General features: G+C 33.9%; 15 protein-coding genes. All 15 read left to right on the top strand.

Annotated elements, in window-relative coordinates:
* The first annotated feature begins 10 nt into the window (after positions 1 to 10).
* The 15 genes from BUB82_RS09355 (at position 11) to BUB82_RS09285 (ending at position 15,695) form a co-directional block, all read left to right on the top strand.
* Positions 11 to 1,096 carry a glycosyltransferase family 2 protein gene (locus BUB82_RS09355; RefSeq protein WP_083574508.1) on the top strand — a complete coding sequence of 362 codons (1,086 nt, stop codon included), beginning with the start codon at positions 11 to 13 and terminating at the stop codon, positions 1,094 to 1,096.
* A 2-nt stretch (positions 1,097 to 1,098) separates the two neighbouring features.
* Positions 1,099 to 2,001, top strand: a complete 903-nt coding sequence (locus BUB82_RS09350) for a sulfotransferase domain-containing protein (RefSeq protein WP_073193353.1) — start codon at positions 1,099 to 1,101, stop codon at positions 1,999 to 2,001.
* Complete coding sequence (locus tag BUB82_RS09345; protein ID WP_143185672.1) at positions 1,988 to 2,806, top strand: hypothetical protein; 819 nt, start codon at positions 1,988 to 1,990, stop codon at positions 2,804 to 2,806. The genes BUB82_RS09350 and BUB82_RS09345 overlap by 14 nt, the downstream gene beginning before the upstream one ends.
* 34 nt (positions 2,807 to 2,840) lie before the next feature.
* Complete coding sequence (locus BUB82_RS09340) at positions 2,841 to 3,449, top strand: acyltransferase (protein WP_073193351.1); 609 nt, start codon at positions 2,841 to 2,843, stop codon at positions 3,447 to 3,449.
* 45 nt (positions 3,450 to 3,494) lie between these two features.
* Positions 3,495 to 4,655 (top strand): UDP-N-acetylglucosamine 2-epimerase, encoded by a 1,161-nt coding sequence (gene neuC / locus BUB82_RS09335; protein ID WP_073193350.1) that lies wholly within the window; start codon positions 3,495 to 3,497, stop codon positions 4,653 to 4,655.
* A 102-nt stretch (positions 4,656 to 4,757) separates the two neighbouring features.
* A complete protein-coding gene (locus BUB82_RS09330; RefSeq protein WP_073193349.1) occupies positions 4,758 to 5,102 on the top strand; it encodes a four helix bundle protein in 345 nt (114 codons plus the stop codon).
* A 193-nt stretch (positions 5,103 to 5,295) separates the two neighbouring features.
* Positions 5,296 to 6,024, top strand: a complete 729-nt coding sequence (locus BUB82_RS09325; protein WP_073193348.1) for an acylneuraminate cytidylyltransferase family protein — start codon at positions 5,296 to 5,298, stop codon at positions 6,022 to 6,024.
* A 175-nt stretch (positions 6,025 to 6,199) separates the two neighbouring features.
* The gene (gene asnB, locus BUB82_RS09320) at positions 6,200 to 7,915 is read left to right on the top strand and encodes an asparagine synthase (glutamine-hydrolyzing) (RefSeq protein ID WP_073193347.1); all 1,716 of its coding nucleotides are present in this window, start codon (positions 6,200 to 6,202) and stop codon (positions 7,913 to 7,915) included.
* On the top strand, positions 7,908 to 9,293 hold the full coding sequence (locus tag BUB82_RS09315; RefSeq protein ID WP_073193346.1) for a glycosyltransferase family protein: 1,386 nt from the start codon (positions 7,908 to 7,910) through the stop codon (positions 9,291 to 9,293). Before asnB ends, BUB82_RS09315 begins: the two co-directional genes overlap by 8 nt.
* Positions 9,294 to 9,336: 43 nt before the next feature.
* Positions 9,337 to 10,491 carry a glycosyltransferase family 4 protein gene (locus BUB82_RS09310; protein ID WP_073193345.1) on the top strand — a complete coding sequence of 385 codons (1,155 nt, stop codon included), beginning with the start codon at positions 9,337 to 9,339 and terminating at the stop codon, positions 10,489 to 10,491.
* Positions 10,484 to 12,031: a glycosyltransferase family 2 protein gene (locus tag BUB82_RS09305; protein WP_073193344.1), complete on the top strand. Its 1,548-nt coding sequence runs from the start codon at positions 10,484 to 10,486 to the stop codon at positions 12,029 to 12,031. Before BUB82_RS09310 ends, BUB82_RS09305 begins: the two co-directional genes overlap by 8 nt.
* Positions 12,028 to 13,026, top strand: a complete 999-nt coding sequence (locus tag BUB82_RS09300) for a glycosyltransferase family 2 protein (RefSeq protein WP_073193343.1) — start codon at positions 12,028 to 12,030, stop codon at positions 13,024 to 13,026. Before BUB82_RS09305 ends, BUB82_RS09300 begins: the two co-directional genes overlap by 4 nt.
* On the top strand, positions 13,023 to 14,138 hold the full coding sequence (locus BUB82_RS09295) for a glycosyltransferase (protein WP_073193342.1): 1,116 nt from the start codon (positions 13,023 to 13,025) through the stop codon (positions 14,136 to 14,138). The genes BUB82_RS09300 and BUB82_RS09295 overlap by 4 nt, the downstream gene beginning before the upstream one ends.
* Positions 14,139 to 14,241: 103 nt before the next feature.
* Positions 14,242 to 14,391 carry a four helix bundle protein gene (locus tag BUB82_RS09290; RefSeq protein ID WP_083574507.1) on the top strand — a complete coding sequence of 50 codons (150 nt, stop codon included), beginning with the start codon at positions 14,242 to 14,244 and terminating at the stop codon, positions 14,389 to 14,391.
* A gap of 227 nt (positions 14,392 to 14,618) precedes the next feature.
* Positions 14,619 to 15,695, top strand: a complete 1,077-nt coding sequence (locus BUB82_RS09285; RefSeq protein WP_083574506.1) for a glycosyltransferase — start codon at positions 14,619 to 14,621, stop codon at positions 15,693 to 15,695.
* Positions 15,696 to 15,811: the final 116 nt, after the last annotated feature.

Here is a 15,811-nt window from a genome sequence, read left to right as displayed (position 1 = left end):
AAATTGAAGTTTGAAAATTAGCATTTTATACGCTTATCGAAATAGAGAAAAACAACGTATTGAAAACTCGTTGAAGTCACTAGTAAACCAAAATGAAAGTAACTTTGAAGTGGTCTTTGTTGATTATGGTAGTGATGATGCTTTCGCAACTCGTATTCAAAAGGTAATTGAAGGTTTTTCTTTTGCTTCCTATCATTATATGGCACATCCAGGTTTGTTGTGGAATAAAAGTAAAGCGCTTAATTATGCCGCTTCAAAAGCCAAAGGAGAATTTGTTTTTGTAGCTGATGTCGATATTTGTTTTGATATTAACGCCGTCAGTAAGATGACTAACCTTGCAAAAGCCAATATGTTTTCACTTTTCAAGCTCTCATATCTTAAACAAGAAATAACTCAACAAGAGATTACTAAAGGGAAATTTAATGCAAATCAAATCAAGCATCACGGTGATGTTAATGGTATGGTTTTGGTGAGTAGAGAAAACTTTTTGAGGATTGAAGGTTACGATGAATTTTATCACTTTTACGGTTCTGAAGATATCGATTTTTACGAGCGTTTAAAAAATGCGGGAATACAAAAAGAGAAAAATTCAGACACCTTGTTTTTTCATCAATGGCATCCCATTTATAATGCAATTAATGACGCTGTTTTAGAAGTTACTCCCAGGTTTTTTAATATTAAAAAAATAAATCAGCAGCATTTTTTGTTTCAGCAAAAGCAAAAAGCGGTAAAACCTATTTTACATCAAAAAATAAATCAATATACTTGGGAGAAAAACAATCAACTCCTTACAAGTGATGCTACAAAAAGTATAATAATCAACAATGACCATGCAAAAGTTTGGCACTTATTTAAAGTAGTGCTTCCTACGCTTAAAAAAGATATTGTTCATATAAGAATTGAAGATGATAATTACTTTTCTTCATTGAAGTATCGCCTAAAAAAGCAATTAAAGAAACCAGACCGCTTACCAATGCCAATGAAAGCGGTAAACGATTTAATGCTTGAAGAAATCGTATTGAAGTATAGGCATCATAATTACACCTTTAAAATAGGGGAAGACTTGAAATCAATAACTCTTATAATTCAATTGTAAAAATGGCTTTAAGAACAGTTCAAAAAAAAATAGAACGCCAATACTTTAATTGGAAGATTGAATTAAAGCCAGAACAAAACATTTTGTTTTTCGGAGATCCTCGTGGTGGTACCACTTGGATGGGAGAGACTTTATCTCAGCTGTTCGATTTACCTCTTTTGTGGGAACCCATGCTAGCTCGTAAAGACTCAAGATTTTCAAAATTTAATTTTGCTGCAAGACCATATTTGCCAGAAGATTTAAATGAGCAAGCTATTAAAAAGGCATTTTCAGATTTGTTTGACGGTAAAAATATAGACCATTGGGAAATACAGCATACAACGCCAAAAAAGCTTGCAAAAAGAAAAGCTGCTTTAATTAAATTTACTAGGGGCAATATGTTATTACCCTACCTAACGGCCAATTTTCACTTTGAAAAAAAACCAATTTACATGTTACGTAATCCGTTTGCGGTTGTAGCATCCCAATTAAAGCATTTTGGTTGGCAAAATATGCATCCTCGATTTCAAATTCCTAGACCACCATACAATCAATTACATCAGCCACATCATAAATTTCTTAAAACTTTAAATACTAAACATGAAGTACTTTTGGCACATTGGGTTATCGCCAATCAATATGTATTAAATCACCCAAGGAATAATATAGATTGGATTAGTATTAATTACGAAGAGACTTTAAAAAATCCTCAAGATATACTCCAACATGTTTTTAAACGTTGGTGTATCTCAGAAATCGATTTTAGTCAAGTTAATTTTTCCAAAAAAAGCAGGACAAGCCTTACAAAGAAAGAAGTCACTATTGATGAACAACTATCGAACTGGAAAAAGTCATTTACGTCTAAAGAAATCAACCAAATGGAAAACGTACTTAACTACTTTAATTTTAGATATGCAGACGACTAACCAACTTATCAAGAAGAAACTGGGGCTTTACAAATTAAAACGAAATTTGATTGTCAAATCAAATAAAGTAGTCGTCAATCAAAATATAGTCATGTTTCATACAGGGCGATGCGGAAGTACCGTTTTAGGTAAAACACTCAACCAACACCCTAAAATAACATGGGATGGCGAGCCATTTGAGCCCTACATGAATAAAGATAAATTTATAGATAACTTTAAATCGGTGATTGTTAATTCAAGAACTAGAAAAGTAGCACCTAATTCTATAATTGCGATAAAGCATCTAGACCAGTTGCACTTAGGCTCACATTGTTTAAATATGACAAAAGCTGAAGTTATCGAGAAAGCACAACAGCTTAAAGGTCCTAAATTTATTTTGTTAGAACGAAAAAACTATTTAAGGCGAGCCGTGTCTGCTGAAGTAGCCAGAACTAAAAAGCAATGGCATTCTAAGAAACAAGACCATTATAAAACATCAAAAATTAAACTAGACGTAGAAAATTTTAAAACAGGCCATACATTTCAGCCATTAATTAGCTTGTTTAATTCTATGGAAGAAAGCTATAAAATACTTAAAAATGAACTTGCTAGCATAGATTATTTAGACTTAACCTATGAAGATGACATATCTGAATCGCCTTTAAAAGCAACCAACAAAGTAATTAAATTTTTAAATTTAGGTCAATTTGATGCAAAAGTTACTTTGAAAAAAACTAATCCAAAACCACTGTCTGAAATAATAACAAATTACAACGAGGTCTGTAATTACTTTAAAGGGACAAAATATGAATGGATGTTAGAGTGAAATTGTTTATTTAAACCGCTACAAAATATTTTAGATGATTAATAAATTAATCAAAAAGGTAATATTTAAAATTATACTATACTTATCAAATAACAGCATTCGTGTTTTTATTTATAAACATTATTTTAAATACGATATAGGTGCAAATGTTAAAATAGGTAAATCTGTTATTAATTGTAAAAAAGTTACTTTAGAAGATGATGTAATTATTGGGGATGCAAATTTTATCAGTTGTAGAAGCTTAACTTTACTCAACAAATCAAGAATACTAAGCCATAATACAATTATAGGTGGTTCTAATTTAAAAATGGGAGAAAATTCTAGAATAATTTATAACCACAAAATAGATTTAGCAAATGAAGTAAGTATTGGTGAAAATTCATGGTTAGCAGGAGATTATAGTCAAATTTGGACACATGGTTCATTAAAGACTAAATTAGGAAAAGATTTATCAGTGAATATAGGCAATAATGTATATTTGGGTTCTGGCGTGTTAATTGCTCCTGGTGTAAAGATTAATTCCAATAATTTAGTTGGTCTTGGTAGCGTAGTATTATCATCCATCAAAGAACAATCATGTGTAGTTTCAGGAAATCCTGCCAAAATTGTGAAAGAAAATGTGAATTGGAGAGAGAATTGGTAAAAATCAAAAAACAATAAGATATAATATTTATAAGATAATTTACTTATGCCAAAAAGAAAAATCTGCGTAGTAGTCACTGCTCGACCATCCTATTCCAGAATTAAAACCGCTCTAAAAGCCATCCAAAAGCATCCTGATTTAGAATTGCAATTAGTGGTAGCGGCTTCGGCTTTATTAGAACGCTACGGCACAGCGGTTAATTATATCAAAGCCGATGGTTTTCATATCGATGCCAAAGTCTTTAATGTATTAGAAGGCGAAAATCTCACAGCTGCCGCCAAAACCACAGGCATTGGTATTTTAGAGTTATCAAGTGTATTCGAAAACCTACAGCCCGATATTGTAGTTACTGTCGCTGATCGATTTGAAACCATGGCAACGGCCATTGCTGCTTCCTATATGAATATTCCTTTAGCCCATATCCAAGGCGGTGAAGTAACCGGCAACATCGACGAGAAAGTGCGCCATAGCATTACCAAATTAGCCGATTATCATTTAGTCGCTTCAAAAGATGCGGAAGAACGTGTACTTCAATTAGGAGAAGAACAAAACTCAGTGTTCAATACAGGTTGTCCTTCCATCGATTTAGCCAAAGAAGTTCAGGGGCTCAACCAACTGAGTTTTGAACCCTATAAAACATATGGCGGTGTAGGAGCGCAACCTGATTTAAGTCAATCTTATTGGGTCGTAATGCAGCATCCAGTGACTAACGAATACCAAAACTCACGAAAACATGTAGAAACCACTTTAGAGGCGATTCGCCAGCAAACCGATGTTCCTGTGTTGTGGTTTTGGCCAAATGTAGATGCAGGTTCAGACGGTACATCTTCAGGTATTCGCGCTTTTAGAGAAAAACACGACTTAAGTCACGTCCATTTTTTTAAAAACATGCAAGGCAATGATTTCTTAAACTTACTGGATCAATCTAAGGGTCTAATCGGTAATTCTTCCGTAGGAATAAGAGAGTGCGCTTATTTAGGAGTTCCAGTTATTAATATTGGGAGTCGCCAAAATCGACGTCAACGCGGTAAAAATGTAATTGATGTAGATTACAGCACAAAATCCATAACCGAAGCCATGCAACAAATTGAAAAGCAACCTAGACCAACATCTACAAATATTTATGGCAATGGAGAAGCTGGTAAAAAAATAGCTGAGGTTTTAACACAAGTAGAGTTGAAGTTTCATAAGACGATAGTGTATTAGTAATTTAGTCGTCAGTCGTCAGTCGTCAGTCGTCAGTCGTCAGTCGTCAGTTGTCTGTAGACCGAAGACAGTAGACCGAAGACAGTTGACAAAAGAAAGAAAATGGATTACAAGAAATTAAATGTTTGGAAAGAGTCGATTGAATTAGTTAAACAGATTTATTTAGTAACGGCGAATTTTCCAAAAGAAGAGAAATATGGATTGATAAGTCAATTAAGACGTGCATCTGTTTCAATTCCATCTAATATAGCTGAAGGTAATAGTCGGAGCTCAGACAGAGATTATAAAAGATTTGTCGAAATAGCATACGGTTCTGCATTAGAACTAGAAACTCAATTAATAATATCTGTTGAATTAAAGTTTATTGATGAAAATAATGAGATTTTTAGTCAACTAGAACAGGTTAAAAAACTTTTATCAGGGTTTATTAAATATCTCAAGAAATAAGTTTAAAATTGATAGTCCACAGTCCACAGTTGTCAGTCCACAGTTGTCAGTCGACAGTCGACAGTGGACAGTGGACAAGACCAAAGACAGTAGACAGTGGATAGTAGACAGTAGACAGTTGTCAGTCGACAGTAGACCAAAGACAGAAGACTAAAATTAGACAATAGTCAACGAGTAATTGATATAAAAAGATATGCATCACAACCATTCAAACATCACCGATCACGCTTCACCCAAAATCCTCGCAATAATTCCCGCTCGTGGTGGAAGCAAAGGTGTACCTCGGAAAAACATCAAGGAACTAGGAGGAAAGCCTTTATTAGCGTACACGGCAGAAGCAGCTTTAACTTCAAGTTTAATTACCAAAGTCATTTTATCTACTGAAGACGAAGAAATTATGCAAGTTGGTAAAACACTCGGATTAGAGGTGCCTTTTCAACGTCCAGATGACTTGGCGAAAGATCAATCAGGTAGTTTAGGAGTAGTGCAGCATGCGGTTCAATACTTTGAAAAACAAGGAGAATTTTTTGATGCAGTTATTCTGTTACAAGTAACTTCACCTTTTAGAGAAAGAGGCTTTATCGATCAAGCGCTTGAAAAATTTATTACTTCAAAAGCTGATGCTTTAATAAGTGTGTTGCCGGTACCACATGAATATAATCCGCATTGGGTGTTTGAAACCGACCAGCATCACAACTTGCAAATTGCCACAGGCGAAAAGCAAATCATCAAACGTCGACAAGACTTGCCTAAGGCTTATTTTAGAGATGGTAGTATTTATATTACCAAAACTGAAGTCATTAAACAAGGCAGTTTTTTTGGAGAAAAATTGAGTTTTATAGAATCTAATCCTCAAAAATATGTCAATATTGATACTTTAGACGATTGGAAAAAAGCAGAAGAAATGCTAAAAGAAATTTAGATGTTTATCGAATTGACATTTTAGGTTTAAATAACAGGTGAATTTATTCAAAAAGTAAGCACACATCATATCATCAAATTTGATGGCATCATTTCAAAAGAAGATAAATTTATAGGTATTACGGCTCTAGTTATCAAAAACATATTTAAATTTGTAAACAACAAACCAATCATTTATGTGTGGAATATCTGGTATTATAGGACCAAAAGCCACTAAACTTAACATCCGTAAAATGACTGAAATTATGCACCATAGAGGTCATGATTCCATTCAGCATTTTCAACAAAATGGAATAGCTTTAGGTCATAATAGATTATCTATTATTGACTTAAAAAATGCTTCAAACCAACCTTTTCAAAGAAATAATAACCCTTGGGTATTGGTTTACAACGGTGAAATTTACAATTACGTAGAGTTAAGGGAAGAGTTGATGCTTGAAGGTTATACTTTTGATACACAATCTGATACAGAAGTATTGTATCAAGCATTCTTATTTTGGGGTGAAGATTGTTTAAACCGATTAAATGGCATGTTTGCTTTTGCTTTTTGGAACACACAAAGCAAAGAATTGTTTGCAGCAAGAGACCGTTTTGGTGTAAAACCTCTCTATTATTTTCAAGACCAAGATAACTTTATTTTTGCTAGTGAAATTAAAGCAATAAGGCAATTAGTAGATGTTAATCTGAGTGAAGAACGAATGGCCAATTATTTAACTTTCGGGAGTTATGGAATGCTTAATGAAAGTTTTTTTGATTCAGTTCACCAATTAGCTGGCGGCCATTTGTTGAAGTTAAAAGGTCATAAATTACAGATCAAGCGATGGTATAATTTTGTAACAAGAGTAAAACAACAACTCAAACAAAATGAAACTATTGACGATGCAACGGCTAAGAAGGAGTATATAAAACTGCTTCAAGACAGTATTAATTTACGTTTTAGAGCTGATGTGCCAGTTGGTTTTACGTTGAGTGGTGGTGTAGACTCATCTTTATTATTAGCCCTAGTCAACCAACGTGAAGATGCAAGTGAAATAAAAGCCTTTACCTTTTACACAGGCGATGAAGGCTACGATGAATTGCCCTGGGTTGAGCAAATGGTTTTAAAGACAAAAACACAACTAGAAAAGGTACTTTTAAAATCAGAGGAAGTCAATCAACGGCATCACCAGATTGCCAAAATTCAAGACGAACCTTATGGTGGTATACCAACCATAGCTTATGCAAAAGTGTTTGAATCAATAGCAAGGAGAGGTATAAAAGTAGTTTTAGATGGTCAAGGCATGGATGAAGCTTGGGCAGGATATGATTATTATCAAAATAACTCGAATAGCACCATTCAAGGACAATCTAGCGTCAGTCCTTTTAAAACCAATATTTTATCAGAATCTTTTCTAGCTAAAGCCGAAAAGCCAAATTATCCACAACCTTTTGAAGATGATTTACTGAATAAGCAATACAGAGATTTGTTTTACACTAAAATCCCGAGAGCATTACGTTTTAATGATCGGGTTTCAATGGCATCTACCACCGAATTGCGAGAGCCATTTTTAGATTACCGCTTGGTCGAATTTGCATTTTCATTGCCTAAGCATCATAAAATTAGAGGCGGGCAAGGGAAATATTTATTACGCGAAATATTAAAGACCTATAGCAAAGATGTGGCATTTGCGCCAAAACGACCTTTGCAAACGCCTCAACGCGAATGGTTAGCAGAAGAGTTGAAATCTCTGGTTGAAAACGCTATCGCTAACATAGAATGCAGTAGCTTAGCAAATTTATTGAATATCTCACAACTCAAAGAAGAATGGCATAAGTATCAGCATGGAGACCAAGAATCGAGTTTTCATATATGGCAGTGGATAAGCCTTAGTAAACTAGTTGAAAATGAATAAAAAGATACTCCTTATAACTCCTGATGGTGTTGGATTAAAAAACTTTGGGTATTCAGAAATTACGCATTTTTTGGATAATGAAGGTATTCAAGTAGTATTCTGGAATTCAACTCCTTTTAATTTTAATAAATTGGGGCTTACATCAATAAAATTATCGAATACATTCCCAAGTAAAGCCGACTTGTTAAAAAGAGCAAAAATTGAAATTGAGTTAGATGATTTTAGTAAACGCTTTAGAACTGATGTATTTCAAACTTATAAGTTTCCTTTTAAAACAAGGAGTTTAAAGGCTTTTATTAAAAAAGTGGTTATTGGGACTTATAAACTTAAGTATAAAAATCGTCGTTATAAAATACAAAATCAAATCAATACAATTATTCTAAACTCATTAGCCTATAAAGACGCTTTTAAAAAGCTTTCAGATGAAAAGCCTGATCTTTTGTTTTGCTCTAATCAGCGTGCCTCTAATTGCATAGCACCTATTTTAGCTGCTAAAAACCTAAATATTCCTACTGCTTGTTTTATTTTTTCATGGGATAATTTACCCAAGGCAACTAAGATTATAGATACAGATTATTACTTTGTTTGGAGCGATTTCATGAAAAATGAATTACTTCAGTATTATCAACATATTAAAGAGCATCAAATTAAAATTGTAGGCACACCTCAATTTGAATATCATTATGCAACTAATCAAAGTGATTTAGAAGCATTTAGAAAAAAATACAATTTATCAATAGATACAAAATATATTCTTTTTTCAGGAGATGATATTACAACAAGTCCTAAGGATGAAGAGTTTTTAGAATCTGTTTGCCAATCAATTAAAGAATTAAACAAGAGAAGTGCTTATAAATTGAGAGTTTTGTTTAGAAGATGTCCTGTAGATTTTTCAAATCGTTATGATGAAATACTGAAGATTTACTCGGATATATTAATTGAGGTAAAACCAATATGGAATAAACAAGGTGAAATGTGGAACACCGTTCTGCCAACTAAAGCAGATGCTAAGCAATTAGCCTTATCAATAAAAGTATCTGATTTGGTCATTAATTTAGGGTCTTCAATGGTATTTGATGCTGTTTGTCATAATAAACCTTGTGCTTACATTAACTTTAACCCTAAAGGTATTGATTTAAGTAAATGGTCTGTTAAAAAAATCTATAATTTTATTCACTTTCAATCCATGCCAAACAAAGACGCAGTGATATGGTTAAATTCCAAAGAAGAAATCTCAGATAAAATTTTAGAAGGACTCAATAATCCTAAAAAATATGTTGAAAACGCCCAAAAATGGTTTGAGGTTATTAATCAACAGCCAGCCAGTCAAGCCTCAGAACGCATTGTGAAGGCGATTAATCAGATAATTAGTACTTGAGAATTTTAAGTAAAGTATTTGAATTCATAAATTCAATATAACAATGAAAATAGCTTATCTCACACCAGAGTATCCACACCCACAATGTAATCATTCTGCAGGTATTGGGACAAGCATCTATAATTTAGGCAACGCTTTAATAAATCTCGGGCATGAAGTACGTGTATTGGTTTATGGGCAAGACCAAGATGAGGTATTTTCAGATAATGGCATTATTTTACAAAAAATAAAGAATGTAAAAGTAAAAGGCATATCCCGTTGGCTGACACAAAAAAAGATCGAAAAAATCATCAATGTTCTGTATGCGGATAATAAAATTGACCTTGTGGAGTCGATTGATTGGGGTGGTATCACGTCGTTCATTCAACCTAAAAAATGCCCCATAGTCATAAAACTACATGGTAGCGATACCTATTTTTGTAAACTCGAAACGCGGCATCTAAAAAAGAAAAATTATTACCATGAAAAACGAGCCTTAAAAAAAGCAGATGCCCATCTAGCGGTGAGTGACTTTGTAGCCCAAAAAACCAATCATTTTTTTGGGCTTGATTTGAATTTTACAACGGTCTATAATGGAATTGATTTAACTTCATTTAAAGAAATATCTATAAATGAAACGTCTGATCAACTCCTTTATGTTGGCACATTAATAAGAAAAAAAGGGGTACTCGATTTGGCACATATATTTAATGAAGTGGTCAAACTTCAACCCAAGGCAGAATTAGTTTTAATTGGTAGTGACGCCAGCGATATACGTACTGGTCAAGCGTCTACTTGGAAATTAATGACCGAAATTTTTTCTGAACAAGCCCTAAAAAATGTACACTACCAAGGGAAAGTAGCTTATGATGAAGTAAAAACTTACATTGCTAAAGCCAGTGTATGTGTATTCCCTTCTTATGCTGAAGCTTTTCCAGTCAGTTGGCTAGAAGCCATGGCGATGAAAAAGGCCATAGTAGCCTCAAATATCGGATGGGCGAAAGAAGTCATTGAAAATGGGAGTGAAGGCTTTTTGATTCACCCTTCAGATCATCAACTTTTTGCTGAAAAAATTAATACACTATTAATTAATCAACCTTTAAGAAAAAAACAAGGCCGACAAGCGCAAGAAAAAATAATTAAAGACTTTTCTCATACAGTGATTGCTCAAAAGAATTTAGATTTTTACAATTCAATTATAGAAAATCAACATGATTAAACTTGTTCACGATACTTCTAATGTCATATCTTGTCAATCAGACAGAAAGGTGTTATCTGTTTATCATCAAAAACCTTTAGTCCAGACGTTTTTTGAAATTGCAAAAGACTATCCTGATGAGCTATTGATTTGGGTACATCAAGATATTCATCAAAATTTAAATACCGAGTCTTTTGATGAGATATTTCATCATAAACGCATCATGGCTAGTTATTCAGATGTTCAATATTTACCTGAATCTATCGGATATGTTGAGCAAAGCCCGTTTATCAATGTTAATCTTGAAGTAAAATACCCGACTTGGCGGATGCATCAAAATGTGGGCGGTATTAACACTGCGGTCGTGAATAAGTTAGAACCCTTTATTAAAAGGCATAAAAACCTCAATTATATTCTGCATAGTATAGCCAAACTGGCTCAGCCTCAAGGTTTGTTATGTTATTCGCATCCTAAATTACTAAAACCTGTTAAAAAGCTTCAAACTTTACAAAACCAAAAAACCAACACCTCAGAAGTGTTTAGCTTTGTAGCTCAACATTACAAATGGGTATGGAAGCATCTTTTGCTCTTAAACTTAACGATATACGAATCTAAATTTAATCTTTGGGCATGGTTAAAAAGTTTGTTTTTATCGCAAATCAAAGTTAAATCATCACTCTTAAATTCAGTTTCATTACCTGAACTAAAGCCATTCAATAAATCTAAAATTCAGCTTGATGTGATTATCCCTACAATTGGGCGAAAAAAATATTTATATGATGTGCTGAAAGACTTATCAAAACAGTCGTTACTACCCCAAAATGTTATTATAATCGAACAAAATCCTGATCCAGAGACCCAGAGTGAACTTGACTATTTGGTGTCAGAACAATGGCCTTTTAAAATCACACACCGATTTATACATCAAACAGGCGCCTGCAATGCCCGAAATATGGCTTTAGATTTAGTAAAGTCTGAATGGGTGTTTTTAGCAGATGATGATGTTAGAATAGAATCAGATTACTTACTCAATTCAATAGAGTTAATGAGGCAATTAGATTGCCAGGTTCTAGTCACAGAATGTTTAAGAGATGATGATGTTAGCCAAAAAATTGATTTCAAATCATGGCCAACATTTGGTTCCGGTACTAGTATTTTAAAGTTTGAAGTAATTAAAACTATTAAATTTAATATGTCTTATGAGAATGGATTTGGAGAAGATGTTGATTTTGGTATGCAGATCAGGAATCTTGGTTATGACGTATTATTTAGTTCAAAGACAAAGCTTAAGCACCTTAAAGCTCCCGTAGGTGGATTTAGAACCAAGCCAAAATTACCATGGGGAAACGAAAAGCCTTTGCCAAAACCATCCCCAACTGTATTACTTTCAAAAATTTTACACAACAGCGAGCCCCAAGTTTATGGTTATAAAACACTATTATTTTTAAATACATTAAAATCGAAAGGATTGATACATTTCTTTTCTCACCTTAGTTATTTCAAAAAAGCTTGGAGTACGAGTTTACGCTGGTCTACTATTTTAAATAAAAAACCTCAATGAAGTTAAGTTTAATCATCTGTACCTACAAAAGGGCTGAACCTTTATTAAGACTTTTGGACTCAGTTAAAGTGCAAAGTTATTTACCCGATGAGATATTAATCATTGACGGTTCACCAGATGATGATACTAAGCACGCACTTAATAAAATTAACTTAAAAGAATTAAATTATTACAAAGTTAAGCCTGAACAACGTGGCTTAACCAAACAACGTAATATTGGCATTGAGTTGTGTGATAAAAAAGCGCAGATTATCGCCTTTTTGGATGATGATATCATTCTTTACCCTGATTATTTTAAAAACTTGCTGGCTACTTACAGTACTCAAGATGATGCCATAGCTGTTGGTGGTTATATCGTGAATGAAGTTAAATGGTTAAAAGAATCTTTAGTACAAGATTCAGCAAATTATTTTTGCTTTGATCAATATTGTAGAAAAGAAAGTAGTCGATTTCGATTTAGATCAAAATTTCGGCTTGCCCCAAATAGACCACCAGCTCATCTGCCAAAATTTTCGCATGGTAGGAGTGTAGGCTTTTTACCACCTTCGGGGAAAATTTATGCTGTTGAACAATTTATGGGTGGCGTTTCTTCTTATAAAAAAGAAGTGTTTAAGAAACTTCAATTTTCTAGCTATTTTGAAGGTTATGGGTTGTATGAAGATGCCGATTTTTGTTTTAGATTGCGTAAGTTGGGACAACTTTATGTCAACACAGCTGCTCAATGTGAGCACCATCACCATCCGTCGGGACGGCCTAATCAATTTCAATACGGGCAAATGGTGGTTAAAAACGGTTGGTATGTGTGGCGTTTACGCTGGCCTAATCCTGGGTTTAAAAATGTACTAAAATGGCATGCTAATGTATTATTGCTAGCATTTCTCAGATTTTTAAATGCGTTTACCACAGCCAACAAAAAACAAGCCTTCACCGAAAGTTGCGGTCGCTTTTGGGCTTGGTTAAAATTGTGGTTTGTTAAACCTAAAATAGAAAGATGACTTTCCTAATCATTTCACATACCAATCATTATAAAGTCAACGATCAACTTTATGCCTACGCGCCTTACGTCCGTGAGATTAATTTATGGTTGAAGCATGTAGACCAGGTTAATATTGTCGCGCCAGTATCGAATAACTATGATAAAAACATCAATTTAGCCTATCAACACAGCACTATTTCTATAGATGAAGTACCAGCATTCTCCTTAATTGGATTAAAAGAGAAAATAAATACCCTAAAAAAACTACCTAAAATTTTAAGGGTACTTTACAAAGCCATGAAACAGGCGGATCATATTCACCTACGCTGTCCTGGCAATATGGGCTTGTTGGGCTGTTTGGTTCAAATATTATTTCCCAAAACACCTAAGACAGCAAAATATGCTGGAAATTGGGATCCGAAGTCACAGCAACCTTGGAGTTACAAATTGCAAAAATGGATTTTAAGTAATACTAGGCTGACTAAAAACATGCAGGTATTGGTTTATGGGCAATGGTTAAATCAAACAAAAAACATCAAACCATTTTTTACTGCAACTTATAACGATAGTGAAAAAGAACCTTTATATGTTAGAAATTATACCAAACCTTGGCATTTTTGTTTTGTAGGGAGTTTGTCTAAGGGCAAACGACCACAGCTGGCATTGGAATTAGTCAATAAGCTGAGACAAAAAGGAATGGATGCCGTTATACATTTTTACGGTGATGGCGAATTAAAAACTTCTCTCAATGAAGACCTTCAACAACTCAACGCTCAAGACTGGGCATTTGTATATGGTAATCAACCCAAAGACGTCGTTAAAAAGGCTTTGAAATATTCTCATTTTTTGATTTTATCCAGTCAATCTGAAGGCTGGCCTAAAGTAGTAGCTGAAGCCATGTTTTGGGGTTGTATACCTATAGTTACTCCAATTTCATGTGTGCCTTGGATGCTTGGTGATGGTCAGCGCGGTATTTTAATAGATAGTCAAAATATCGATCAAACCTTAAAGCAGCTACTTGCTTTTAAAAAGACCCCAAAAAGCTTAGAGCAATTATCAACCAATGCAGCCGAATGGTCACGAAATTATACTCTAGACAAGTTTGAAGATGAAATACGTAAATTATTATAAATAAGACAGTCGACAGTCCGCAGTCCACAGTCCACAGTCCACAGTTGACAGTCGACAGAAGACAGTCGACGGAAGACAAACGACAGATGACAAAAGAGAGAAAATGGATTACAAGAAATTAAATGTTTGGAAAGAATCAATTGAATTAGTCAAGCTGATTTATCAAGTCACTGCTATTTTTCCTAATGATGAAAGATACGGTTTGATCACTCAACTAAGACGTGCATCAGTTTCAATTCCATCTAACACTTGACCTGTGAAATAAATTTAAAGCCGTATGAAAGATTTCTTTTACGTTTTAAAAAACTTTTGTCAGGATTTATTAAATATCTTAAGAAATAAGTTTAAAATTGATAGTCCGCAGTTTACAGTCCACAGTTTACAGTCCACAGTTGACTGTAGACCGAAGACAATCGACAGATGACAGAAGACTGATAACAGAAGACAGACAACAGAAGACAGACAACAGAAGACAGAACAATGAAACAAAATCAACACCAACCCATTCGTGTTTTGCAAATCATCGACTCCTTAGAAGCTGGTGGTGGTGAACGTATGGCTGTTAATTTAGCCAATGCGCTTCATCAAAAAGTTGATTTTTCTGGCTTAATTGCCACCCGTAAAGAAGGCTTGTTAAAGGCTGAAATTAACCATCTAGATCATTATTTATATGTAAATAAACGGCGTTCTGTAGATTTTAAAGCCCTCAGTTTAGCAATGCAGTTTATCAAGAAGTACCAAATTACCCATTTACACGCCCATAGCACTTCATTTTTTTTTGCAACTTTACTTAAAATCAGAAAGCCAAAGTTAAAACTGATTTGGCACGATCATCATGGTAATCGGCCTAACGAAAAAAATCAGAATAATGCGACTATAAAATTATTTTCAGCTTTCTTTAATCATGTTATTACATGTAGTCAACCCCTTGAAAATTGGGCTAAAGAAAAGCTTCTGTGCAAAAAAGTGACTTTAATTAGCAATTTTGTATCAAATTCAAGTATACCTACAAGAATACATCATTCAAAAGAATACATCGTTTCAGTTGCTAACTTACGAGCCCCTAAAGATCATTTTACGCTTATTAATGCATTTGAAATTATTTCTAGACAATTTGATATTGAACTTTTACTAGTTGGTGATGATCGCCAAGACGATTATTCAAAAAAAATAAAACAACAGATAGTCAAAAAGAATCTTAATAATAGAGTTTATGTATTAGGTCAGCAATCAAATGTAGCAGCCTACATTAAAAATGCAAAAACCGCTGTATTATCATCAAAAATTGAAGGCTTGCCAATGGCACTCCTAGAATATGCCATGGCTCAAAAACCTGTGGTAGTTACCGATGTTGGCCAATGCGCTTCGGTAGTGGGTGATTTTGCAAAAGTAGTTCAACCGGGCGACCCCAATGCGCTAGCGGCAGCGCTAAAATCTTATTTAGCTCATCCTCAAGAAGCAAAAAAAGACGCAGAGTTGCTTCATAAAAAAGTAATTTCAGAGTATGGTGAAATAGCCATTATTAATCAAATCATTAAGATTTATGAAAAGCTATAAGCAAGGTAACGCGATAAGATTGGCAATCATTTCTAAAATCAGTAATATTGTAGATCATTAACTTGATTTTGCACCAATTAAGCTTTGAAGAATCAAAAGATTTTAAAGAAAATTAA

Origin of the sequence: Psychroflexus salarius, assembly GCF_900129035.1 — a bacterium.
Classification (GTDB): Bacteria; Bacteroidota; Bacteroidia; order Flavobacteriales; family Flavobacteriaceae; genus Psychroflexus; species Psychroflexus salarius.
The sequence above is the reverse complement of the archived record's forward strand: the minus strand, read 5'-3'. Positions and strand labels throughout refer to the sequence as shown.